We start from the raw sequence: 22,770 nt of genomic DNA on the forward strand, positions 1-22,770 counted from the left end.
TGTCCTCAATCATAAAACGGGTCGACAACTACGCGGCGACCAAGTGCCAGCGCGTCTGAGACATGCACCATCGGGCGCAAGTCCATGTCGATCCCACCTTTGGCCACCAAGGCAGCCATATTTGCATAAAGTCGCGGGTATTCCCCAGCGAGCGGATTGTCCGAGATGATCGCGTCTTCGACGCCGTCGATCAGAATACGTGCCCCACCGTCCATGAGCGTTAATGTGCCCTGATCGGTGGTGGCCTCGATTGTCCAGATTTGATCGCCCGTTTGTCGCCAGTCGAATTCCGCCGTGACGGATGCGCCATCTGGGTGGTGGAACACCAAATTGGCTCCGATCGGAGTTTGCCTGTTCGACGGGATATCGAGGCTGGCCGATTTCAGGTGAATATTCGTCGGCAAGACCTCAGTTACGATGGAAAGAGCGTTGATACCGGGATCAAAGACACCCATACCACCGGGTTCCCAAATCCAATCTTGGTTTGGATGCCAGCGGCGCACGTCTTCTTTCCATGTGACATGAAGCTTGAGGAGCTTCTTGTCGGCAAGCCAACCCTTTGCGGCGGCTACCTTATCGGCCTCGCGACTGTGCCAAGTTGCATATAGTGCAACGCGGTTTTCTTTTGCCAAAGCGACCAGTGCATCACATTCCGCGATAGTCGCCCCTGGAGGTTTTTCGAGCATGACATGGCGACCGGCGCAAATAGCCGCAGCCGCGTAATCAAAACGAGGAGTAGGTGGAAGGCAAAGCGACACAACACGGATGTCAGGCCGTGCGGTTAGCATTGCTTTGAAATCGTCGTAGGCATCGACGCCATCGACAGTGCCATGTCGCGAAACCGTAGCGGCTAAAGACCAATCGGGCGAAGTCGCGATGGACGGTACATGCTGGTCCATCGCGATCTTGCCGATCCCAACGAGAGCGATCTCCATCAATGCGAGTCCTTCCCAACTGGGTTGCCACGGCATCCTTTTAGGAAATCTAGATCTGCACCTGTGTCCGCGCCTTCAACGTGTTGTTGATGGAGCCATGCATACCCCGATGTTGGTCGTTCATGGGCAGGTGCCCATTTCGCCAAACGATCAGCCAGATCGGCATCACTGATATCAAGGTGGAGGCGGCGGTTTTCCACGTCCACTTCTATCATGTCGCCGTTTTGGACAACCGCCAAGGGGCCGCCTGCTGCCGCTTCGGGGGAGGTGTGAAGGATCACTGTGCCATATGCCGTGCCCGACATCCGCGCATCCGAGATGCGGATCATATCGGTAATCCCCTTTTTCAGAACCTTTGGGGGCAGACCCATGTTGCCGACTTCGGCCATCCCTGGGTATCCCTTTGGGCCACAGTTCTTCAAAACCATGATGCAGTTTTCATCGATGTCCAAATCTGGATCTTCGATCTTTCCCTTGTAGTCATCGATGTCTTCGAACACGACCGCACGGCCGCGATGCTGCATGAGATGAGGGCTTGCAGCCGAGGGCTTGAGGACTGCGCCTTTTGGGGCAAGGTTCCCTTTGACGACGACGATGCCTCCTGATTGGGTCAGAGCCTTTTCGGTCGGGAGGATGACATCTTCGTTATGGTTCATCACATCTCGAACTTCGTCCCAGACTGTTTCGCCCGATACTGTCAGTGCGTCTTTGTGCAGCAAACCGCCTTCGCCCAGCCGTTTCAAGACAACGGGCAGACCTCCGGCGTAGAAGAATTCTTCCATTAGGTATTTGCCCGAAGGCATCAGGTTAACAATCGTCGGCACGTCGCGCCCGCAGCGGTCCCAGTCGTCCAACGTTAGGTCAATGCCCACACGACCCGCGATCGCCAAAAGGTGGATCACCGCATTGGTCGAGCCACCAATCGCCGCGTTGGTGCGGATGGCGTTCTCGAATGCATGTTTCGTCATGACATCAGACGGTTTCAGATCATCTTTGACCATCTGCACGATGCGACGACCTGACAATTGGGCCATAACACGGCGACGGCTGTCCACTGCAGGGATTGCAGCGTTGCCTGAGAGAGCCATGCCTAGGGCTTCGGCCATTGACGCCATGGTAGAGGCGGTGCCCATCGTGTTGCAGGTCCCCGATGAACGGGACATTGATTGTTCAGCTTCGAGGAATTCCTCTTGGGTCATTTCGCCAGCTTTGACAGCTTCGGAGAATTTCCAAAGGTGAGTGCCCGACCCTACGCGTTCGCCACGGAAGTAGCCATTGAGCATTGGGCCGCCCGTCACTACGATTGACGGGATGTCGGTCGATGCGGCAGCCATCAGCAACGATGGTGTCGTTTTATCGCAGCCAACCAAGAGTACCGCGCCGTCAATCGGCTGACCGCGCATTTGCTCTTCGATCGAGAGCGCAGCGAGGTTGCGGAACATCATCGCGGTCGGACGGAAAGTGTTTTCAGATGCTGAAAAGACCGGAACCTCGACTGGAAAGCCGCCAGCCTCCCAGATGCCAGCTTTGACCTTTTCAGCCAATTCGCGCAGGTGACCGTTGCACGGCGTAAGATCGGACCAAGTGTTAAGGATGCCGATTATCGGACGCCCGTCGAAAAGGTCGTGGGGATAGCCTTGGTTCTTCATCCAACCACGATGATAAATCGTGTCGCGCGAATTGCCGCTATACCAGTGTGTTGACCGCAGTTTGCGGGGCCAAGGGGCTGGTTTGAATGTCATGAGTTACCCCTGTTTGTTTTTGTTGTAGACGTCAAAAAATACAGCGGCGAGCAACACGAGGCCTTTGATGACCTGCTGGTAGTCGATGCCGATGCCGAGGATTGACATGCCATTGTTCATGACGCCCATTATGAATGCACCGACGACTGCGCCGATAATCTTGCCCGAACCACCTGACATCGATGCCCCGCCGATAAACACAGCTGCGATAACATCTAGTTCGACGGCAAAGCCTGCTTTGGGCGTAGCTGTGTTAAGACGGGCAGCAAAAATCAGACCTGCCAGCGCGGCCAACAAACCCATGTTGACGAACGACAGGAACATTAGGCGTTCGGTTTTGATACCAGACAGCTTTGCTGCTTTTTCGTTACCACCCAGCGCGTAGATCCTGCGCCCAACGGTCGTGTTGGCCGTGAGGAAAGCATAGATCACGGTCAGAACGACCATAGAGATGACCACGTTTGGCAGGCCTCGGAACGTGGCTAGTTTGAACATCACAAACAGCAGCGCTGCGGAAATGATAAAGGTCCGCGCTACAAAGAACGCCTTTGGTTCACCCTCGATGCCATATTTTGCGTTGTGCGCACGGTCGCGAAGTCCCATCCAAATGATGATTGCGACTGCAATCACACCCAGCGCCATCGCAAGGACGTTGAAGTTGCGTGTTCCCGCAATACCAGAAAATACATCCGATAGACCTGCTGGGAAAATGTCGGGAATGAAACCAGTTGAGATCAGCTGGAACGATTTAGGGAATGGGCCAACAGACTGGCCCTCAAGTAGCCATAGCGAAAGACCGCGAAACACGAGCATACCAGCAAGCGTCACGATGAAAGATGGGATTTTCCAGTAGGCGACAAAGTAACCTTGGGCCGCACCAATTAAGATGCCCATGACCAATGAGGCGGCGACTGTCACGCTTACGGGCATGTCCCACTCTACGATCATCACCGCAGCAAAAGCGCCCACAAACCCCATCACAGACCCGACCGACAGGTCGATGTTCCCCGAGACGATGACCACCAACATGCCGAGCGCCATAATGATGATATAGCTGTTCTGGAGGAACAAGTTGGTGATGTTCACTGGTTTTAGCAGCGTGCCATCAGTCATAATTTGGAAGAAACCCATGATTGCAATCAACGCAATCAAGAGGCCGTATTCGCGCATGTGGTGTTTGAAGTATGCACCAAGGCTGTTGTTTTTTACCTGTTCCATTTTCAGGCCCCTTATTCGGTAACGATGAGCGACATGATGCGCTCTTGGTCGGCGTCCTCGGCGGCGAGTTCACCGACCAGTTTGCCTTCGTTCATGACGTAGATGCGGTCGCACATGCCCAAAAGTTCGGGCATCTCGGATGAGATCATCACGACCCCTTTGCCCTGTGCAGCCAATTCATTGATGATGCCGTAAATTTCGAACTTCGCGCCAACGTCGATGCCTCGGGTTGGTTCGTCTAGGATCAAAACTTCGGGTTCGGCAAAAAGCCATTTCGACAGAACGACCTTTTGTTGGTTGCCGCCAGACAAGTTCACGACCTTCTGGAAAACACTTGGCGTCCGAATGTTCATCGCTTTGCGATACTCTTCGGATACCTGAGTTTCTTCGTGCTCGTTGATGACGCCCGCTTTGGAAACCGCATTGAGGTTGGCTAGGGTCACGTTCGTTTTGATATCTTCATCCAAAACAAGACCGAGCGATTTGCGGTCCTCAGTGACATAGGCGAGACCAGCTTTAATCGCGCGATCTACCAGAGACACATCTGCGGTCTGGCCATCTACGATTACTTCGCCGCTTATGTTTCGACCATAACTGCGCCCAAAGATCGACATGGCAAGCTCGGTACGGCCTGACCCCATAAGGCCAGCGATGCCGACGACTTCGCCTTTGCGGACATAGAAGTTCACGTCGGTGATCATTTGGCGATCCGCATGGTCGGGATGCCAAACATTCCAATTGCGCACTTCCATTAGTCTTTCGCCCGGATTGCGGGGACGTGCTGGATACCGATCTGACATATCCCGCCCGACCATGTCGTGGACAATGCGGTCTTCGGTGATTTCACCCTTTGCGGCGGACATTGTAGAGACAGATGTGCCGTCGCGGATAACGGTTACAGTATCGGCTACACGGCGCACTTCATTCAATTTGTGGCTGATGATGATCTGCGTCACGCCCTGTGTCTTAAGCTCGAGCATCAGGTCCAGCAGTGCCTGACTATCAGATTCTGACAATGCCGCAGTTGGCTCATCGAGGATCAGCAACCGGACTTCTTTGGAAAGAGCTTTTGCAATTTCGACAAGCTGTTGTTTGCCAACGCCCAAGGCCTCGATCAGGGTATTGGGAGCTTCCTTGAGACCAACTTTCTTGAGAAGATCCTCAGTCAGTTGGAACGTCTCACGCCAGTTGATAACACCCTTTGCTGAACGTTCGTTGCCCAAGAACAGGTTCTCGGCAATCGACAGCAGTGGCACCAAGGCGAGTTCTTGGTGAATGATGATGACCCCCTCTTTTTCGGAGTCAGAAATATCGCGGAACTGTGCAAGGTTTCCGTTGTAGTGGATTTCGCCTTCGTAGGTTCCAGCGGGATAAACACCGGACAAAACCTTCATCAGGGTCGATTTGCCGGCCCCGTTTTCGCCGCAAATTGCATGAATTTCGCCTTCCATAACAGCAAGGTTCACCTGATCGAGCGCCTTAACGCCGGGGAACGTCTTGGTGATGGAACGCATTTCGAGAAGCGGAGTCATGTTCGCCCCAAAGTTCTATAAAAAGGAGCCTGCCCGCGCCAGAATGGGAGCGCGCGAGCAGGCAGAGGAGAAAGCCGAGATTATTGGATCTGGTCTGCGGTGTAGTAACCGCCGCCGATCAAGACCTCTTCCCAGTTGGAAACGTCAACCGATACGGGTTCCAGCAGATAGGACGGAATAACTTTTACGCCGTTGTCATAGGTGGAAGTGTCGTTGATTTCCGGTGCGCCGTCGTTCAGCAGAGCTTCGACCATGCCGACAGTGACGCGAGCAAGCTCACGAGTGTCTTTGAAAACGGTCGAATACTGTTCGCCTGCAAGGATCGATTTAACCGATGGGATTTCGGCATCTTGACCCGAAACGATCGGCATCGGCATGTCGCCCGAGCCATAACCTACGCCTTTTAGCGAGGACAGGATACCGATCGACAGACCATCGTAGGGTGACAGAACAGCGTGGACAGGAACGTCGGTGTAATAGGCGGACAGAAGGTTATCCATTCGCGCCTGTGCTACAGCGCCGTCCCAACGTAGGGTGCCAACGGTGTCCATGCCCATTTGGCCCGAAACGACGTTGATTTTGCCGGAATCGATCAGCGGTTGAAGGACCGACATCGCACCGTTGTAGAAGAAGTAGGCGTTGTTGTCGTCTGGCGAGCCGCCGAACAGTTCAACGTTGTATGGGCCATCGCCAAAGCGCTCTTCGAGACCAGCAACAAGGCTGGAAGCCTGCTGAACGCCAACTTTGAAGTTGTCGAAGGTTGCGTAGTAGTCAACGTTTTCGCTGTCGCGGATCAGTCGGTCATAAGCGATGACGCTGATACCTGCAGCCGCGGCGTTTTCCAAAGCGTTGGAAAGAGTGGTGCCGTCGATTGCAGCAATGACCAGAACATCCACGCCTTTGGTGATCATGTTCTCGATCTGAGCGAGCTGGTTAGGGATATCGTCTTCCGCGTATTGAAGATCGGTTTCGAAACCAGCTGCTTCAAACTGCGAAACCATCGATTCACCGTCGGAAATCCAACGTGCCGAAGATTTTGTCGGCATGGCAATACCAACGGTACCATCCGCGAAGGCAGCAGATGCGAATGCAATAGCGGCAGCGGTGGTCAAAAGTGATTTGAGTTTCATGTAGTCCTCCCAACGGATTAGCGGCCGCTTCCTCACTGATCGACCGCTGTCCAGATAAATGAGCTTAGTCGCCCTGACAGAGTGGCTAAAACCTATTTGCATAACTGTAAAATTTAATTATTGATAATCTAAATATCACTATTGGTATGTCATGGATTTTATTAAGCGGATCAAACCACATCACCTAAGGCTATTGTTGAAAATTGCAGAAGTAGGACAGCTTCAAATAGCCGCAAATGCATTGGCGATGTCGCAACCTGCTGCTTCGCGAATCCTTGCTGACATCGAACGTCAAACGAATGCACTGCTGTTTCTTCGCACTCCGAAGGGTATGGAGCCGTCTTCAGTCGGTGCCGCATTTATTCGTCATGCAAGGGTTGTTTTGTCCGAACTCGAGAGCCTAGAAAAAGAAGTTCGTGACCTCACAGATGGGCTAGCAGGTGAAGTTCGCATAGGAACCGTCACTGGAGCTGCGGTTGGGCTCATTTTGCCTGTCTTGAAAGATCTCCGAGAAACGTCGCCAGACGTGAAGGTCACAATCGAAGTAGGTCCTTCAACCGAACTGGTCCGAGGTCTAGAAGAAGGGCGTTTTGACTTCATTGCAGCTCGTATCCCGCCCGAACAGGATAGTCGCGACTTCATGGTATATCCTGCTCGATCCGAGGTCGTAAAACTAATCGTTCGCGACACACATCCAATCGCCAGGCATGTTGATGTAAACCTTGATGAACTGACAGAATTCGACTGGGTGATCCAAGAGCGCGGATCGCCCATCCGACAAGCCGTCGAAGCCGCATATCATTCCTCGGGCTGCGCTGCGCCCACACGAGTCATCAACAGTTCATCATTGTTGGTTGTGCAAGCGCTATTGTCATCTTCGGATGTGATTGCACCACAATCTTCGGAGGTCGCAGAATTGTTAACCGGTAACGGTTTCGGTGCCCGATTGACGACCCTTCACTCTCGGAAGCAAATCACAGTCCCCCCTTATTTCGTGGTTCGACAAAAGGCGAGACAACTTACTCGCGCGGCTAAATTATTCTTTGATAACGTTTTGGATCGGCTGCAATGAACATGGCAAGGCAGTGCTGTCTGACTAATTCGAATTCGTCTCCGTTTGCCGTTCAACCAAGTCTTCGGGTCGCACCAAGTTGGCGACACTCGGCGATAGAAGTGGCTCGTAGGGTCTTAAAGTTGCCTCGGCTGTAGTGGTGTCGTTCCTGCTTGAAGTGATTGTGGATGGAAGAGTGAATGAAAGATGAGAATTCTCAATAACGGTTGTTGAGCCACCTGCACTTCTTCCTACTGATGCTTGGGCAGTTAATCGTCGTTACCTATTCTTCGATTATCACGACTTTTTGCCGTTTCTGGTGTTCGGTAAATCCCTCGGACGGAGACCAAGATGTCACAGGCGCTGATCGACGCGATCGCAATTCAAGAGCAGCGCCTAATGCTGGATCGGTTCGACGAGAATACTGCATTCGCGACTGGCTGGCCCTTCGCGCCCGTGCCCAAGCGATACAGGCGCCTGTGTCTATTGAGATAAGGTCATCAACGCGGCGGTATTTCTTTGCCACCCTGCCTGGCGCTACGCCTGAGAACGAGGATTGGGGGAGGCGCAAGATCAACACTGTTCTGCGCACCTTCAAGTCTTCGATGCGGGCGGATCACCTTGATCATAACGAGATCGCCTTGCCCAAGGCGCTTTATCCCTAAAGCGAGTCGAAAGTTCCTATCCGTGCGATTGATAACCTCAGGGGTGGATGTTGGATTCGAATGTCCGGTATTGAATGGAGCTTTCAGTCCGATTGCATCCGCAGCAAAGGTCCGCTCCCCACCCTTGCCGGAACGTAGCTACCGGCCCTTTGCGGACCTTGTTGGGCCTTCTTGTCGCCGCGCCGCGGCGTTCCCGAAGCGGACAGCGGAACCGTTGCGCAGAATTTTAAGCATTCGATGACGGTAATGCCTGGTAAAGTGAGCCTCCGCAGCGGCCTTACCAAGGTCCTCATTGATGGTCGGGAAGACCCAGAAAGATCAACGCAACTCCCAGTGTGACGAGAAGGCCACCACATACCCTGTCGACCCAGAGTGCGCCGCGATTGCTGAAAAACTGAACAGCTTTTGCGCCTAGGCCTGCGTAGGCGGCCATGACGATGGCATCGATCAAGATAAAGATAAGGGCCAGCTTGACGTACTGCGGAAACATAGGCTCTGTCGGGGTGAGGAACTGAGGTAGGAAAGCTGTGAAAAACAGATAGCCCTTGGGATTTGTGACCGCGACGAGAAAGCTCTTTCGAAAAATGGTCGAGTAGTTTCGTAGGGTCGTAGATCTGTTGATTTCAGATGGGTGTGCGGCTGATCCCAACTGACCTGAAGACCGTATCATCTGGGTGCCAAGCCGGACGAGGTAGGCCACACCGATCCATTTGACGACGCCGAACCAGAATGCGGATGCGGCGAGAATAGCGCCCAATCCCAAGCCAGCCGCAGTGATAAGAACGGCGTCAGATATTGCCGCGCCAACAATGCCGACCCCCGCCGCAGTGATGCCGAACCGCGAGCCATTGGATAAGGCGAGCAGAACGGTTGGACCTGGCGTCATAACGACAACCAGCGCCAGAACCGCGAATGTCAGAAGGGACAACTCCATCACTCAGCCTCCGAATTCAGAAAGAAAATGGCCAGCCCCGTCAGAAGAAGGCATAATCCGCTTACAATGGTTCTGAGCAGGTTCCAGACCTGCCAAGTCGCTGAATAGTCCTGCCAGATGCTGCGCGCCGCATTGATGTCAGCTGGGATGGATACTTTTGCTAGAGCCTCATTCATTGGGACATTAACCATCGCGGTGACGAAGAAAGCGCCGCCAAAGTAGAGGATGGCTGCCAGTCCAAAGAGTACGGCGGATTTCCTTTTGGCCTCTTGAGCGGCGAAGATGGCTGTCGCCCCCAGAATGAACGGTGTCATGAAGAAAGCTGGGAAAAACACTGCATTCCGGACAGAGGCGTTCATGGCTTGCATCGCGGCGATGGCGGTGTGTGGGTCTGTCGCGTCCAAGCCCCACATCGTTGAACATACCCAAGCGTAGAAAAACCCGAAGATGGCGCCGATGCTCAGGAGCGAGAGCATCGACATGGACAAGAGAAACCGAGACATCAGGCCTGCCTCGCAGTCATTTCTTGTGGGCGTGCCGCTTTCACAACAGACGAAAAGATGACCAGCGCAGCAAATTGACCGAGCAGAACTGCCGGGTAGATCAGGCCGAATTGGGCGTCAAAGTACTTCTGAGGACCGAAGGATATCAGCGCCATTAGCGCGGCGATGACGCTCAAGATGCGCCCCTCTCGACTGCTAAGTGGCTGCACGATGATTGCGGCCACAGCGACCGACATTGCAGCTCCGATAAACGGGGCGATGCCGAAAAGTGGCGTGGTGACAGGCGGGTGAGGTCTGATCCCAGCATACAAGGTGGAAAGCATGATCCCTTGCAGAAGAATGAGTGTAGCCAGAGCGGCAATGATGTGACGGGTAGATTTTTCCATTTTTTCCAGCTCCAAAAGTGTAATTTAAATTACGGTTGCCTACATCCGTAATAACGGTTACGGATTCTGTCAACAGATTGGAGAATGAAATTGCGAGAAGAAAAACGATCCCTGCGCCAGCAACAGATCGAGGCTGCTGCCTATGAGGTTCTTGAGGCAAAGGGGTATGGTGGAACATCCATGCAGGTCATCGCCAAACAGGCGCGGGCCTCAAACGAGACGTTGTACAACTGGTATGGGGATAAACAGGGGCTGTTCCGCGCCCTCGTCACGCGCAACGCCGAAGAAGTGAAGTCCCACCTTGAAGCCGAATTGGGAACAGACCATGAAGCGCTTTCAATTCTGGGCACACTTGGTCCAAAGCTACTGAATTTGCTAACAGGCGATCGTGCTGTTGCCCTCAATCGGGCCGCTGCTGCCGATAGTAGTGGTGAACTTGGCGCGACGCTTTCAAAGGCAGGTCGCGAAGCCATTTTCCCCTTGCTGGAACAGGTGCTGCTTCGTGCGAGGCAAGAAGGAAAATTGCGTTTTAATGCATCAGAAGAGGCCGTGGGCCTTTATCTGGACCTGTTGATCGGTGATCTGCAAATCCGGCGTGTGGTCGGACGGCTACCAGCTCCAACAGAAGAATTTTGTGAGGCGCGATCTCAGAAGGCTGTGAGCCATCTCTGCCTGTTACTGAGCAGCCAACAAGTTATGCGTTGATGGTAATCGGCCCGCTTTGAAATCGTTTAGAACATTGCGTTTGCGCAAACTCGGCCCAATCCGCGCCTGCTAAATCCCAATCCAGAAAGGCTGGAGGGATTGGGACATGCTGGTTGTATTGCGTATGCTTGTTGCAACGCTGTTGCTGGTGACGGCAGCCGCTGCGGAACCAGTGCTGCCTGAATTGATCGACCAGTTCGAACTGGCCGAAATTGCACCGAATGCCGACCGGATGGGGGCGGTAGGTGCTGATGGGCTGGCGCCGGTCTACAAAGGCGACGAACAAACTGGCTGGATTTTCATAACATCGGACTTCGTGCCGACCACCGGGTATTCTGGCAAACCGATCCATATCGCCGAAGGGATTTCGAACGAGGGCGTCATCACCGGCGCGGCCTTGGTCAAACATTCGGAACCCATAGTGCTGGTAGGTATTCCTGAACAGGACATCAAAGATGTTATCGCGCACTATACTGGCCTTGACCTGCGCACGTTAGATCAGACACGTGACGCCAGCGACCTTGAAATCGTGTCGGGTGCGACGGTCACGATCATGGTGATCGACGATTCCATCATTCGTGCGGGGTTGCGAGCAGCGCGGGCCGCTGGGATCAAGGGCTTTGCTGTGGCCGAAGGGCCGACGCGAACCATAGATCGAGATGCGGGAGAGATCAGCGATTGGGAACCGCTTGCCGGCATCGGTGCGATCCGCAGGCTGACGCTGGATGTCGCGACGATCAATAACGACTTTGCCGCGTTCGTCGATCCGCGAACCGAGAAACACATCGAAGCGGGGCCTGACGGAGACGCATATGTCGATGTTTGGGCTGCGCTGGTCAGCCAACCTTCAATCGGCCGTAGCCTATTGGGCGAAGACATGTACGCGAACCTTCAGGGCATGATGTCCGAAGGTGACGAAGCCATTGCGATCTTTAGTGCAGGGCGTTGGTCGTTCAAGGGATCGGGTTATGTGCGCGGCGGGATTTTCGACCGCTTCCAGCTTATTCAGGGTGAGATTTCCTACCGGTTCCGCGACCGCAACAACCGCCGTCTGGTGCAGGTCGCCGCAGATGGCGCGCCGGCCTTCACCGAGATGGACCTATTCGTCATTCCTGCATCAGCCGGTTTCGATCCCGCAGCGCCATTCCGCTTACAGTTCCTTGTCCAGCGCCCTGTTGGCCCGATTGAGAAATTGTTCCTGACCTATGACCTTGGCTACGAACTGCCCGATGTTTACACGGTAGCAGTTCCGCAGGCCGAGCCCCTCGTCGCTATTGCCGACGACACAGAGGCGACCGCGCGCGACGCCTTGTGGCTGCGCATCTGGGAGGCCAAGCGGCTGCAAGTCGCGGCCCTTGGGGCGGCACTGCTTGCGTTGACTGGCATGTTCTTTTTCCAGATGCAGGCGACACGGAACGCACGGGCCTTTGCGATCTTCCGCAACGTGTACCTGATGTTCACGCTGGTATTTGTCGGCTGGTACGCGAATGCGCAGCTATCGGTCGTGAACGTCATGGCAGTTGCCTCAGCGGTATTCAGCGATTTCAACTGGGACACGTTCCTGATGGACCCGCTGATCTTTATCCTGTGGTTCGCGGTCGCCGCCTCGCTGATCTTCTGGGCGCGGGGGGCGTATTGCGGCTGGCTCTGCCCGTTTGGTGCCTTTCAGGAATTGTCGAATAAACTGGCGCGCCTCGCACGTCTGCCGCAGGTGAAACTGCCATGGGGACTGCACGAACGCCTCTGGGCGTTGAAGTATGTCATCTTCATGGGGTTGTTCGGCACCTCGCTTTACAGCTTTGAACTGGGCGAAAGGTTCGCAGAAATCGAACCATTCAAGACCGCGATCATTCTAAAGTTCGCGCGGCCATTGCCCTATGTGCTGATCGCGGTTGCCGCCATTTTGCCGGGTCTGTTTATCGAAAGGTTCTACTGCCGATACGTCTGCCCCTTGGGCGGCGGTCTAGCAATTCCCGCGCGCATCCACATGTTTCGTTGGCTCAAACGTTACCGCGACTGCGGCAACCCCTGCCAGCGCTGTGCTACTGACTGTCCGGTCGAGGCCATTCACCCGACCGGAGAGATCAACCCGAACGAGTGCATCTCCTGTCTCAACTGTCAGGTCCTTTATCAGGACCACGAGAGATGCCCCGTGGTGATCCTTCGCGACAAACGTAGGGCCAAGGACGCTATGTCCGCCGCTGCTTTGAATCGCGTCTCGGGTCATCCCAATACACTCCGTACATCCATCAAAGGAGAAGGAAATGAGTGAGGAACAGAACAAGGGTATTTCCCGCCGTGGGTTATTTCAGGGCACCGCAAGCGCGGCTGTTCTAGCAGGTACGTTGCCCGCAGGAGGAATAGCTGCACTCGGGCTTGGACTGGGGGTAGCACCATCGCGTGCTCGCGCCGAGGCGGCTGATGCATCGGTCGCACCAGGGCAATTGGACGAATACTACGGCTTTTGGTCGTCGGGCCAGTCAGGTGAAGTGCGCGTGATCGGTGTACCGTCGATGCGCGAGCTGGTGCGTATTCCGGTGTTTAACCGCTGCTCTGCCACAGGTTGGGGTCTAACCAACGAAAGCCTCAAAATTCTGACCGAGAACCTGATGCCGGAAACGAAGGAATTCCTCGCTAAGCGCGGCATGAAGTCCTACGAAAACGGCGACCTTCATCACCCGCACATGTCGTTTACCGAGGGCACTTATGACGGGCGCTATCTGTTTGCCAACGACAAGGCCAACACCCGCGTCGCACGGATCCGCTGCGACATCATGAAAACCGACAAGGTGATCGAGATTCCGAACACCTCGGACATCCATGGCCTGCGTCCACAGAAATGGCCGCGCACCGGCTATGTCTTTGCCAACGGCGAACACCGCATTCCGCTGCCCAACGACGGGTCGGTTCTGGATGATCCAGACGCCTATGTATCCATCTTCACCGCCATCGACGGCGACACGATGGAGATCGCATGGCAGGTCATCGTCGACGGTAACCTTGATAACAACGACGCAGATTACGAAGGCAAATACGCGTTCTCGACATGCTACAACTCGGAAGGCGGCGTGACGCTCGCCGATATGACCTCGGCCGAGATGGACTGGACCGTCGTGTTCAACATCAAGCGGATCGAGGAAGGCATCGCCGCAGGCGACTATAAGGAATACAATGGCGTCAAGGTTCTGGATGGCCGCCACGGTTCCAAATACACTGCCTATATCCCTGTCGCCAACTCGCCGCACGGCTGCAACATGGCGCCCGATAAGGTCCACCTTTGCATCAACGGCAAACTTTCCCCGACCGTCACCGTCATCGACGTGACCAAATTGGACGCCGTGTTCGACGGGGCCGAGCCGCGCAGTGCCGTGGTTGCGGAACCGACGTTGGGCCTCGGGCCGCTTCACACAGCCTATGACGGCAAGGGCAACTGCTACACCACGCTGTTCCTTGATAGCCAGATGTGTAAATGGAACCTCGATCTGGCTGTCCGCCAGTATAATGGCGAGGACGTGGACCCGATCATCGAAAAACTCGATGTCCATTATCAGCCGGGTCACAACCACACCACCATGGGCGAAACACTTGAAGCGGATGGCAAGTACCTCATCTCGCTCAATAAGTTCTCCAAGGACCGTTTCCTGAACGTTGGCCCGCTGAAGCCCGAAAACGATCAGCTGATCAACATCTCGGGCGAAAAAATGGTGCTCGAACACGACGGCCCGACGTTTGCCGAACCGCACGACTGTATCCTTGTGCGGGCAGACAAGGTGAACCCTGCCAGCGTCTACCAGCGCGACGACGCCTTGTGGGAAGATGCCCGCAAAATGGCGGAAGCTGATGGCGTCGATCTGGAATATGCAGCCGACGTGGTCCGCGACGGCAATAAAGTGCGGGTCTACATGCACTCGGCGGCTCCAATGTTCAGTCTGGAGAAATTCGAGGTCAATCAGGGCGACGAAGTCACGATTGTTGTCACCAACATCGACGATGTGGACGACCTGACTCACGGCTTTACACTTGGCAACCATGGTATCGCGTTTGAGGTCGGGCCGCAGGCGACCGCGTCGGTCACTTTCACCGCCGACCGTCCGGGCGTGCATTGGTACTACTGCCAATGGTTCTGCCACGCGCTGCACATGGAGATGCGTGGCCGTATGCTGGTCCATCCGGCATAAGGTGGCGTGATGCGTATCGGGGTCTTGTATTTTTTAGTCCTGTTGGCCTTCCCCGCCAACGCAGAGGTCAGGGAAATTCTCCCCGGCCCCGATACGCTGCGACTTGCCATTGAACAGGCCGCGTCCGGTGACACGCTCGTCCTTTTATCGGGCGAGTATACCGGGCCGGTCACTATAGACCGCCCCCTGACCTTGACTGGCGATTCCGCAATCATCAACGGCCCAAACGAAGGGACGGTCGTTTCCGTCACCGCCCCCGATGTAACTATCAATGGACTAATCATTCGCGGTGCGGGTGCGCGGCTGGATAAGCTTGATAGTGGGATCGCGCTTTCCGACACGGCAGACAATGCGGTGATTACTGGCAACCATCTGCAAGGCAACCTGATCGGCGTCGATGTTCAGGGCGCAAGCGGTGTCACTGTTTCTGGCAACTTGATCGAAGGGCGTAACGATCTGCGCGTCCCCGAGCGTGGACCAGGCATCTACGTCTGGAACGCTCCCGATCTGTTGGTCGAAGGCAATACTATTCGCATGGGCCGCGATGGTATCTTTGTCACCACCTCGAACCGCGCGACTTACCGCGACAACGACATGTCGGACCTACGGTTCGCCTTCCATTCGATGTACGCAAACGACATCACGCTGATCGGCAACACCAGCCACGGCAACGACATGGGCTTTGCCTTCATGTATTCGAATAAGGTCTACGCTATGGGAAACCTGTCCGACGGCGACACGACCCACGGGTTCTTTATGAATTTCGTCAACCACGCTGATTTGACGGGAAACGAGGTCAGAAGCGGCGGCGAACAATGTCTGTTCATCTACAACTCGAACCGCAACCACTACGAGGGCAACCGTTTTGCGGGCTGCGACATCGGTGTGCATTACACCGCTGGATCACAGGATAACGTACTGACTAAGAACGCTTTTATCGGCAATCGGACCCAAGTCAAATATGTTGGCACCCGCTGGCTTGAGTGGGCCGCGGACGGGACCGGAAATTACTGGTCCGACCACGCTGGTTTCGACATCAATGGTGATGGGGTCACCGACAGCCCATATCGCCCCAACGATATCGTCGATCAGGTGATCTGGTCACAACCGATGGCGCGGATGCTGGTCGGTTCGCCTGCGGTCCAACTGATCAGCTGGTCCCAATCGAGGTTTCCTGGACTTTTACCTGGCGGGGTGAGCGACCCTTTCCCGTTATCCTCGCCAGGCGCCGCTGGTTTGACCTACACGCAGGAGCTGACACAATGACCATCCTTTCCGTCCAGAACCTGACTGTCGATTTTGGGACCTTCCGTGCGCTTGATGATGTTGCTCTGACCGTCGCGCATGGTGAAAAATTCGCGCTGCTGGGCCATAACGGTGCGGGCAAATCGACCCTTTTCAAGGCCGTCCTTGGGTTCTTGCGGCCCACCTCGGGCACCTTGTCGGTCTGTGGTGATGCTCCAGGCAGCGATACCGCGCGGCAAGCGGTCAATTATCTGCCAGAGAACGTTGCATTTGCCCGCAACCTGACGGGCCTCGAAGTGCTGCGCTATTTTTCGGGTCTGCGTGGGGCACTGCGTGGCGAGGTGATGCCGCTTCTAGACCGTGTCGGACTGGCCGAGGCGGCGCGCCGTCCGGTAGGCACTTATTCTAAGGGGATGCGACAGCGGCTTGGGCTCGCGCAGGCATTGGTTGGCGCACCGCGTCTACTTTTGCTGGACGAACCGACAAGCGGGTTAGACCCCGTGTCCCGCCGCGATTTCTACGACATCATCACAGATGCGACGGGGAGAGGGTCGTCGGTCCTGCTGTCGTCACATGGCTTGGAAGAGGTGGAGCATCGCGTCGACCGCGTCGCCATCCTTGCACGCGGTGAAATGCGGGCAATGGGAACGCTCGCGGAGCTGGCCCGCGCTGCCGCACTGCCTGTCCGTATCCGCGCTACCACGCACGAAGGTGGGGTCGACCGACTGCACGCCAATCTGGGCGGAACGCGGTTCAACGGTCGCAGCGTCGAGGTGCTTTGCAGTGCCGACGAAAAACTGGGTGTTCTTGGTAGGATCGGTGCGATGGGCGGCCTTGTGTCCGACGTCGACGTTCATGTTCCCGGATTGACCGATGTCTACCGCCATTATTCCGATCAGTCAGTAGGTGAGCCAACATGACTAGACTTTCTATCATCATCGGGCAAGAACTGCGTCTGGCGCGGCGCAATATCTGGGTGCTGCTGACAACTGCTCTGCTGGCGCTGTTCGCGCTGGCTCTGGCGTTTCTGGGCGCGGGTCAAGGTGCGCGACTTGATGCCGAAATCCTAAGCTTGACTGCCGCATCACTTGCGACCCTGTCCGTCTATCTGATCCCTTTGATCGCGCTCCTGACGTCATACGATGCCATCGCGGGCGAGATCGAGCGCGGCACACTAGCCCTGACCCTTGCCACGCCTACCCGCAGGTGGGAGCTGTTCATTGGCAAGTTCATCGCACAGACCACATCGGTGGGTGGCGCGATCCTGATCGGGTTGGGGTTGGCAGGTGCCGCCGTATCTGCGGTCTACGGTGCAAGCATCGACGGATTACTGGTTTGGTTGCGCCTTATGTTATCCACCGCTGGATTGGGTGCCGTATTCGTGGCGCTGGGTCTGATGGTTTCGGCCTTTTCGACGCGCGTCGCGACGGCTGCCGCCCTGTCGATCGGCCTATGGCTGGTGTTGGTTGTTCTTTATGACCTCGCGTTGCTGGGCGGTGTCATTGCGGCGGGAGACGGTGCTTTTACGCGGGTCGTGTTCCCGTGGCTCGTCCTTGGCAATCCAGCAGACGCCTACCGTATCTTCAACCTTGCCGCGCTGGATGCTGCTCCCGTCTCGGGCATCGACGGATTGGCTCGGACCATGCCGTTTCCAGCGCAGATCACACTGGTCGCCATGGCCATTTGGGCGGTGCTTCCGCTTGGCCTTGGCACACTTCGCACAAAGAGGATTGTCCCATGAAACGATTGATAGCACTGTCGCTGTTAGCCCTCGCTGCCTGTAAGGAAGATGTTGCAGAAATTCCGACCCCGATCGACATGACTGACGAGGCATTGGGATATTACTGCCAGATGTATGTTGCCGAACATGCGGGTCCAAAGGCGCAGATATTCCTGAAAGGCCGAGCGGCGCCGCTTTGGTTTAGTCAGGTGTCCGACGCTCGCGCCTATGTTTTGGATCCCGCGCGTGAGGCCGACATTACGGCGATTTATGTCAGTGACCTTGGCGCAGCAGAAAGCTGGGCGATCATGGGGGAGGGCAATTGGATCGCTGCGGACGACGCGGTTTTCCTGATTGAAGGCAGCCAGATGGGCGGCATGGGTACGCCCGAGGCATTGCCCTACAGCAGCGCTGAGGCCGCGAACGCAAGCGGTTACGGTGGTAGAATTATGAACTGGCAAGAGATTCCCGAAATCTATGTCCGGCCCGAAATGACCGCTATGTCTGCGATGGATCACGGAGAACACAACTGATGGAGCGGATATCCAGACGGCGGTTTCTCGCGATATCAGCTGCGGCTTGTCTTCCCACGACTGGCCGCGCGATGCCTGTTGCAGAATGGCGCGGCGTCGCTTTGGGGGCGCAAACTAAGCTGGCATTGGCGGGCGTTGACACAGCATCGGCTGCACCTGTCTTTGCCGCAGTCTCGGCCGAGCTTGAGAGGATCGAGGCACTTTTCAGTCTCTACCGGAGCGATAGTGCTTTGGTTCGCCTGAATGCCCAAGGTCGCTTGGCAAACCCAGCTCCTGAAATGTTGGAGTTACTCGCAACCGCAATGTCCATCCATCATGCGACCGATGGTGTGTTTGATCCCGCTGTTCAGCCAATATTCGCAGCAATCGCCGAATGGCGCTCTGCACCTACGGTTCAGCCATTTTCTGAACTGCGCTATGATCCCGAGAACATCACGATGCCTGATGGTATGGCAATTACACTGAACGGGATCGCACAGGGCTATGCCACCGACTGTATCAAGGCGCTCCTGATCGATCAGGGGCTAACGAATGTCGTCGCCGATATGGGCGAGGTTGCAGTTTGGGGCGGCGGTGCATTTGGCGCTGGCTGGCCAGTTACTTTGCCTGACGGAAGCACGCGGAACCTGACAACAGGAGCCGTTGCAACATCTCGCCTGACTGGGACGATGGTTAACGGACAGGGCCACATCCTTCGCCGCGACGGTCAGTTTAGCGAGGCACCGGACTTTGCGACTGTAGTCGCGTCTTCAGCAACTCTAGCGGACGGATGGTCCACTGCACTTGCAGTGTCGTCGCCAGAAGAAAGGGCCGCGTGGGACCATTTCTTGTCTGAGTTCGAAGTTATCATCGGCTAGCGCTTGGGGGCGGGCTGCAAGAGGAGTGGCCCGTATACCAGACAAAATAATGCGAATGCTGTGATCCAGGCTGCTCCAGCCATATGCATCTGTCCAACCAGTCGCATCCCGACTGCGACCAACAGCGTAGCGTAGATCGCGACTGTCGCTTTTCTAGCGTGCAGCACCTGTCCCGTATGGCCAAGTGTCGCGCGGGTCATCACGGCGAGGGTCATGAGGCCAATGGCACCGGCGGTCCAAATGTGCAGCGCCGCCTGCGGTGGTAGGATCGCGGGCCAAAAGATCGACATTGCCATCGCAAATGCGCCAATTGGAACAAACGCATACGCGAGATGCAGGACCAGAACCAAGGGTTCCGCAGTTGTGCGATGACCTTGCCAACGGGCAAGGCGCAGCAGATGCATTGCGCCGAGTATACCAAGGCCGCCAGCGACGCCCACGTTCGTCGGGGCGAATACCCATGAAACGAGACCTGCTACCGTTGCCAAAAGGGTCAGTCGGTCGAACCACTGCATTGGTGGCGTTGGCAGTTGGGTTATGCCACGTTTGACCAGCCAGTTGCGGGTGAACGACGGGATAATCCGCCCCCCGATAACCGAAATCATCATGATCCCCGCGGCGATGCCCATGCGGGCGCCGTAACCGTCAAAAGCGGCCTCGATATGATAGACCGCGTTGGCGATGCCAAAGACAGTCATCATCGCCAGAACGATTAGGTTGCGCCAGTTTTTGCCCGCAATGATCTCGCGCAGGAGGAACATCGTCAAAGCCAGTGGAAAGCCCAGGTCGATGAGCGCAGCCAGACCCGTGGGCAAATAACCTGACACCATGATGGCTAATCGCCCAGCCAGCCAAAGGCCCGACAGCGCTGCAAGCGGCCAGCCGATGACTGGTAATCGCCCGGTCCAGTTCGGCACGGCCGTGAGCAGGAACCCCGCGGTCACCGCCCCCAAATACCCGAACAAGAATTCATGCACGTGCCACGTGATCGGATCGAACCGTGTGGGGAGTTCGATCACCCCTGCAAGGGCTGTAACCCAAATAACCATCGCAACCACCGCCCAACCTGAAGCGGCCAGAAAGAACGGGCGGAACCCGAATGAGAATATCGCAGGTCCTTGCCAGTCTCGAGCACGTTGCGTGGTTGTTGTCATGATGCGGCTTTCTCTTCGGCTTCTTCCAACAGGTTTTTGATATGTCGGGCAAAGGCATAGGTGGCAGGAATGGCGACACAGCCGCCGATCGCGATGGACCAGCCCGTCGATAGAACTGGTAATCCTATCCAACTTCCGATCAGCGATGCGAAAAAGACGTTCACAGCCATTGCACCCCAGCCAAAAGGGTAAAGCGCAACTGTAATGCGTCGCGTTGACCAACTCATTTTCGGTTCACCATCCAATAGACGGCATAAAGCGCAGCAAAGAGCATGAGTGAGGCGAGCATGAACCACAGCTCTGCAGTCGCAGACTGAGGTTGCGGGATCGGTCGGTCAAAGGGCGCGGCGGATGCAGAGGTTGCGGTAATCAGCATGGTGAGGGGGAGGATACGCATTTCAGGTCTCCTGCGTGAGTGAGCGGTAAATATCGGGTAAGGCACGCGGCATCCGTTCGGGATGCGGCAGCAGTGTGAAACCACCACGCCCAAAAATACGGGCGAACCAGTCCTGTCCGTCTTCGTCGACGATGACGCCATGCAACGTCAGCCCTGCGCGGCGGGCTTCGCGGACGGCCATATGGCTGTCTTCTATCCCGTGTTGGCCTTCGTAGTGATCCAGATCGTTCGGTTTGCCGTCTGTCAGGACGATCAAGAGTCGACGGGCGGCTTGTTCCTGTGCCAGTTGGGCGGAAACATGACGGATCGAAGCACCGAGGCGGGTAAAATGGCTGGGCTTCAAGGCACCTATCTTAGCTTCGATGTTCTGGCCCATCGGTTCGGCGAATTCCTTCACACGGGTTAGGAAAACGCGGTCGCGTTTCAAGGATGAGAACCCCCAAATTGCCAACCGGTCGCCTGCCGCGTCGATGCCATGCGCCATCGCGGCCATAGTCTCGCGGGCGACCTCGATCACGGACGTGTCGCCGATCGCAGCTTCTGTCGATCGCGAGGTGTCGATAAGGAAGGCCACAGCAAGGTCCCGCTGGATCTGGCGGTGGTCCTGCCAGATCCGGTCGGAGCCGCGACCAGTTGCCAATAGATCCGCTTGGGTGGTGATCAGCGCATCAAGGTCCAGTTCCGATCCGTCAACTTGACGCGGTCGCAGGATGCGACGGGGTTGGAGCGTTTCGAACTGGCGACGAACAGCGCGAACGAAACGCGGATCGGGTCTGAAGTGATCGCCCTCGGACATCGCAGGCGCATCCAGAACGCGGCAATGTGCCTCCATGTAACTGCGGGATTTGAAGTTCCATTCAGGATAAACGTAGTTGCCTGCCAGCTTTTCGTGGTCAGCCTCGGCGGGGGATAAATCGAGGTGCAAGCGCAGACGTGTCGCCGCCTTTTTCTGGTGTTTCGTCAGAGTGATCTTGTCCTGATCATCAGCAGCCTTGGCGGCGTTTTCATCATCGTCATCATCTACTGAGCGGTTGAGGTTCATCGATTCAACCCAGCTCAGGATCGCTTCGAAACGGTGGATGATAAAGCTGTCGCGGCGGCGCGTCTGATCCTGATCTTTGCGCTCCCCCATCTTGCGTGAGGATGTGACTGCAGCAGGCGGCGCGGTGGTCTCGCTGGCTTCTTCGGTGGCATTGTTGCCGTTCATGGGTTGGCTAAAACGCAACCAGATTGGGACGGTTGAAAAAGGCAGGTATCCTCGTTCTGCTGTCCTGACGGGTAGGTCTATCCGCCGCCCGCACAGCTGATCGCGGATGATCTGTTCGATTTCGGCCTCCGCTGTGGGAAGCGGTGCAACCGAACGGTGTGCAGACAGGTGGTGTGCCATCTCGCTATAGGCCGAACGTAGGCCAGGACAAGCCTTATAGGTGGCATCTGCAGCCGCCGCGTTTAGTCGGATGTTCTCACAGTCCGCAGCGAATGCGTCGCTCGCGCGCGGCAGGTCCGCTGAAGTGGTTAGCGCAGCGCAAGCGGTTAACCAAAAATAGGCCGCACGGTTCAAGTCACGATCGGAAAAGGCGGCAATTTCAGGCGGAAGCCGAAGCGATTGCCCATCAAACCGCGCCACATGTTCACGGTCCGCTTGGGTGGCTAGCTTGCGCCGTATCGGAGTGCGATGCCGCGCGGGAGACGCAGGGCTTTCGACGATTTCAACCCCAGCATTACCCCCAAGAGCTCGAAATAAAACCGCAAGACTGGACCGGACCGAAGTCAAAGACACCGCTGCGTCGGCATGCATTTGGATTGCGCCGATGTTGCTTGCCATGTCGTGCCACAGGTTGCCGACCGTTTCTTCGGGTTCCATCAGGTCCAGTATTTTCATGGT

Annotated in this window: 22 protein-coding genes; 10 read left to right on the forward strand and 12 right to left on the reverse strand. The window is 55.9% G+C overall.

Features of this window, described 5'->3' with window-relative positions; genetic code table 11:
* Positions 1-5: 5 nt before the first annotated feature.
* The 5 genes from AC07ED_RS01075 to chvE form a co-directional block, all read right to left on the reverse strand.
* Complete coding sequence (locus tag AC07ED_RS01075; protein WP_105236721.1) at positions 6-935, reverse strand: Gfo/Idh/MocA family protein; 930 nt, start codon at positions 933-935, stop codon at positions 6-8.
* Positions 935-2,677 (reverse strand): L-arabinonate dehydratase, encoded by a 1,743-nt coding sequence (gene araD / locus AC07ED_RS01080; protein WP_105236722.1) that lies wholly within the window; start codon positions 2,675-2,677, stop codon positions 935-937. Before araD ends, AC07ED_RS01075 begins: the two co-directional genes overlap by 1 nt.
* Before the next feature lie 3 nt (positions 2,678-2,680).
* Complete coding sequence (mmsB, locus tag AC07ED_RS01085) at positions 2,681-3,895, reverse strand: multiple monosaccharide ABC transporter permease (RefSeq protein ID WP_105236723.1); 1,215 nt, start codon at positions 3,893-3,895, stop codon at positions 2,681-2,683.
* Positions 3,896-3,906: 11 nt separating this feature from the next.
* On the reverse strand, positions 3,907-5,427 hold the full coding sequence (gene mmsA / locus AC07ED_RS01090) for a multiple monosaccharide ABC transporter ATP-binding protein (RefSeq protein ID WP_105236724.1): 1,521 nt from the start codon (positions 5,425-5,427) through the stop codon (positions 3,907-3,909).
* Positions 5,428-5,507: 80 nt separating this feature from the next.
* Positions 5,508-6,557, reverse strand: coding sequence for a multiple monosaccharide ABC transporter substrate-binding protein (gene chvE / locus AC07ED_RS01095; protein WP_105236725.1), 1,050 nt, complete (start codon positions 6,555-6,557; stop codon positions 5,508-5,510).
* Positions 6,558-6,708: 151 nt separating this feature from the next.
* Here chvE and AC07ED_RS01100 point away from each other — a divergent pair, with 151 nt between their 5' ends.
* Both AC07ED_RS01100 and AC07ED_RS01105 read left to right on the forward strand, forming a co-directional pair.
* Positions 6,709-7,629, forward strand: a complete 921-nt coding sequence (locus AC07ED_RS01100) for a LysR family transcriptional regulator (RefSeq protein WP_105236726.1) — start codon at positions 6,709-6,711, stop codon at positions 7,627-7,629.
* A 236-nt stretch (positions 7,630-7,865) separates the two neighbouring features.
* Positions 7,866-8,273, forward strand: coding sequence for a heme-binding protein (locus tag AC07ED_RS01105; RefSeq protein ID WP_158664609.1), 408 nt, complete (start codon positions 7,866-7,868; stop codon positions 8,271-8,273).
* 289 nt (positions 8,274-8,562) lie between these two features.
* Here the strand turns inward: AC07ED_RS01105 and AC07ED_RS01110 are convergent, their stop codons facing one another.
* The 3 genes from AC07ED_RS01110 to AC07ED_RS01120 are packed head-to-tail and all read right to left on the reverse strand — an operon-like array spanning position 8,563 to position 10,096.
* The gene (locus AC07ED_RS01110; RefSeq protein WP_478241686.1) at positions 8,563-9,207 is read right to left on the reverse strand and encodes a LysE family translocator; all 645 of its coding nucleotides are present in this window, start codon (positions 9,205-9,207) and stop codon (positions 8,563-8,565) included.
* A complete protein-coding gene (locus AC07ED_RS01115) occupies positions 9,207-9,689 on the reverse strand; it encodes an anthrone oxygenase family protein (RefSeq protein WP_245918221.1) in 483 nt (160 codons plus the stop codon). The genes AC07ED_RS01110 and AC07ED_RS01115 overlap by 1 nt, the downstream gene beginning before the upstream one ends.
* A 20-nt stretch (positions 9,690-9,709) precedes the next feature.
* Positions 9,710-10,096, reverse strand: a complete 387-nt coding sequence (locus AC07ED_RS01120; RefSeq protein ID WP_105236765.1) for a hypothetical protein — start codon at positions 10,094-10,096, stop codon at positions 9,710-9,712.
* Between the two features lie 84 nt (positions 10,097-10,180).
* Here AC07ED_RS01120 and AC07ED_RS01125 point away from each other — a divergent pair, with 84 nt between their 5' ends.
* The 8 genes from AC07ED_RS01125 (at position 10,181) to AC07ED_RS01160 (ending at position 19,334) form a co-directional block, all read left to right on the forward strand.
* A complete protein-coding gene (locus tag AC07ED_RS01125; RefSeq protein ID WP_245918224.1) occupies positions 10,181-10,801 on the forward strand; it encodes a TetR/AcrR family transcriptional regulator in 621 nt (206 codons plus the stop codon).
* A 106-nt stretch (positions 10,802-10,907) separates the two neighbouring features.
* The gene (locus AC07ED_RS01130; RefSeq protein ID WP_105236730.1) at positions 10,908-13,073 is read left to right on the forward strand and encodes a NosR/NirI family protein; all 2,166 of its coding nucleotides are present in this window, start codon (positions 10,908-10,910) and stop codon (positions 13,071-13,073) included.
* Positions 13,066-14,979, forward strand: coding sequence for a TAT-dependent nitrous-oxide reductase (gene nosZ, locus AC07ED_RS01135; RefSeq protein WP_105236731.1), 1,914 nt, complete (start codon positions 13,066-13,068; stop codon positions 14,977-14,979). The genes AC07ED_RS01130 and nosZ overlap by 8 nt, the downstream gene beginning before the upstream one ends.
* Positions 14,980-14,988: 9 nt before the next feature.
* Positions 14,989-16,245 (forward strand): nitrous oxide reductase family maturation protein NosD, encoded by a 1,257-nt coding sequence (locus tag AC07ED_RS01140; protein WP_105236732.1) that lies wholly within the window; start codon positions 14,989-14,991, stop codon positions 16,243-16,245.
* The gene (locus AC07ED_RS01145; protein ID WP_105236733.1) at positions 16,242-17,144 is read left to right on the forward strand and encodes an ABC transporter ATP-binding protein; all 903 of its coding nucleotides are present in this window, start codon (positions 16,242-16,244) and stop codon (positions 17,142-17,144) included. The genes AC07ED_RS01140 and AC07ED_RS01145 overlap by 4 nt, the downstream gene beginning before the upstream one ends.
* Positions 17,141-17,965: an ABC transporter permease gene (locus AC07ED_RS01150; protein ID WP_105236734.1), complete on the forward strand. Its 825-nt coding sequence runs from the start codon at positions 17,141-17,143 to the stop codon at positions 17,963-17,965. The genes AC07ED_RS01145 and AC07ED_RS01150 overlap by 4 nt, the downstream gene beginning before the upstream one ends.
* Positions 17,962-18,477, forward strand: a complete 516-nt coding sequence (locus AC07ED_RS01155) for a nitrous oxide reductase accessory protein NosL (protein ID WP_105236735.1) — start codon at positions 17,962-17,964, stop codon at positions 18,475-18,477. Before AC07ED_RS01150 ends, AC07ED_RS01155 begins: the two co-directional genes overlap by 4 nt.
* Before the next feature lie 71 nt (positions 18,478-18,548).
* On the forward strand, positions 18,549-19,334 hold the full coding sequence (locus AC07ED_RS01160; RefSeq protein WP_245918226.1) for an FAD:protein FMN transferase: 786 nt from the start codon (positions 18,549-18,551) through the stop codon (positions 19,332-19,334).
* On the opposite strand, the gene AC07ED_RS01165 is transcribed toward AC07ED_RS01160, so the two are convergent.
* From AC07ED_RS01165 to AC07ED_RS01180, 4 genes are read right to left on the reverse strand one after another with little or no spacing between them, the layout of a single operon-like run.
* Positions 19,331-20,488, reverse strand: a complete 1,158-nt coding sequence (locus AC07ED_RS01165) for an NnrS family protein (protein WP_105236737.1) — start codon at positions 20,486-20,488, stop codon at positions 19,331-19,333. The two genes, AC07ED_RS01160 and AC07ED_RS01165, sit on opposite strands and share 4 nt — an antisense overlap.
* Positions 20,485-20,715, reverse strand: coding sequence for an NnrT protein (locus AC07ED_RS01170; protein ID WP_105236738.1), 231 nt, complete (start codon positions 20,713-20,715; stop codon positions 20,485-20,487). The genes AC07ED_RS01165 and AC07ED_RS01170 overlap by 4 nt, the downstream gene beginning before the upstream one ends.
* Positions 20,712-20,885 carry a hypothetical protein gene (locus AC07ED_RS01175; protein ID WP_167668790.1) on the reverse strand — a complete coding sequence of 58 codons (174 nt, stop codon included), beginning with the start codon at positions 20,883-20,885 and terminating at the stop codon, positions 20,712-20,714. The genes AC07ED_RS01170 and AC07ED_RS01175 overlap by 4 nt, the downstream gene beginning before the upstream one ends.
* A 1-nt stretch (position 20,886) precedes the next feature.
* Positions 20,887-22,767 (reverse strand): nitric oxide reductase activation protein NorD, encoded by a 1,881-nt coding sequence (locus AC07ED_RS01180; protein ID WP_105236739.1) that lies wholly within the window; start codon positions 22,765-22,767, stop codon positions 20,887-20,889.
* Positions 22,768-22,770: the final 3 nt, after the last annotated feature.

Source organism: Aestuarium zhoushanense, assembly GCF_056431045.1.